We start from the raw sequence: 1,382 nt of genomic DNA, 5'->3' as shown, positions 1-1,382 counted from the left end.
TCTACACATAAAAGATTGACAATGACTGCATTATCCATTGTCAATTTTTTGATGAGCCTTTATAAAATAGTTTTTTTTAAATTAAGTCAGATCGAATTTGATTAAGTTGTGGTCTTGTAAATTTTCATTTAGCCACTGATCTAGATTGCCTCCATGAATCTGGTTTTGTCGATTGCTTACTACTTCTAAATATCCTAGATCGCTAATTTTGCTTAAGCGATTTGTTGATGTGCTTTGAGGAGGTTGGGGATATTGATGATTTTTGGCTTTGTTGTCTGTTTGATAGTCATTCTGTCTGCCAGATTGGCAACGCTCTTTCATCAAACGGTTGTAAGTGCGATAGGGAATATAATGGAGGGGATTGTAGCCCGCAAAACGCAGAATTAAAACACAAGCCCAAGAATACTTGCCATCAACGATGGCTTCGACCAGTTGTTCAAATTGTTCGGGATTCATTGCTTTGTCAAGTTTTGAGTGTTGAGGAGGCATTTGATAACTCATAGCGATCGCGCCTTGGATGTAAAACTACATTTGTAATGCTACTTAGGTTTATAAGTTCAATCCGTCCTTTTGCATTTGCTTAAGGGGATCGAGGAGCAAATCGGCAATCCGCCGTCGCCGAATAATAATATCTGCGGTAGCTGTCTGACCAGCCTTGAAGGGGATGGTTTGATGGTTGGCATTGATATAGCTGCGCTCTAAGTTGACTTCAACTCGATACACTTCTCCTAGCTGCTTGTCGGCTTTAGTGTCGGGAGAGATGGAAGTAACTTTGCCTGTAATAACGCCGAAATCTTGATAGGGGTAAGCGTCTAATTTGACTTGTACCTCCATCCCCACTTTCACAAACCCAGCTTCTTGATTGGGCAAATTGGCTGCCAAAATTAGTGGTGCAGTGCGGGGAGCTATTTCTGCCACCGTTTGCCCTGTTTGAACAAATTCTCCAGGGTTACGGACGCTGAGAAATGACACAACACCATCAACCGGGGCAATAATAAACCGTTGTGATAGCCTTGTTTTAGCTGTTTGCAAGAGATTTTGCGTCTGGGCGATTTTTGCTTTTAACTGGCTCACGTCAAGTTGCATTTGTTGCGCCTGTTGCTGATTTTCTAGTTGAATAGCACTAGCTTCAGCTTGCTTCTGGATTAGTCCAGCTTGGAGTTGGGCTTTTTCTGACCAAGTTTGTTGTAGTTCACCTTGGTTGTTGGTAATTTGGCTGCGGTGATCGCGCAAAGTTTGCTCGGCTTGAAATAGCCGTTCATTGGTAATTGCATCTTCTTGTAACTGACTTTGGCTAATAGCTGAAATGCGATCGCGCAAATTTTGCTCCGCTTGAAACAGATACTCTTTAGAAATTGCCCCCTCATCTACCAATGCTTGTA

General features: G+C 42.2%; 2 protein-coding genes. Both read right to left on the bottom strand.

The annotated features are described in order from the left end of the window. Positions 1-81: 81 nt before the first annotated feature. Positions 82-501 carry a HetP family heterocyst commitment protein gene (locus AC2VE5_RS27800; RefSeq protein ID WP_486890742.1) on the bottom strand — a complete coding sequence of 140 codons (420 nt, stop codon included), beginning with the start codon at positions 499-501 and terminating at the stop codon, positions 82-84. 48 nt (positions 502-549) lie between these two features. Further along, the coding region (locus AC2VE5_RS27795) for a beta-barrel domain-containing protein (protein ID WP_486890741.1) at positions 550-1,382 on the bottom strand (833 nt) is incomplete at its 5' end.

This window comes from Aliterella sp. E5.1 (assembly GCF_057473825.1).
Note: the sequence above shows the minus strand (reverse complement) of the source record. Positions and strands in the feature narration are given on the sequence as shown.

What these genes read in the sequence shown, in the direction of transcription:
- AC2VE5_RS27800 (WP_486890742.1), bottom strand. Translation starts at nt 501, where the DNA reads ATGAGTTATCAAATGCCTCCTCAACACTCAAAACTTGACAAAGCAATG.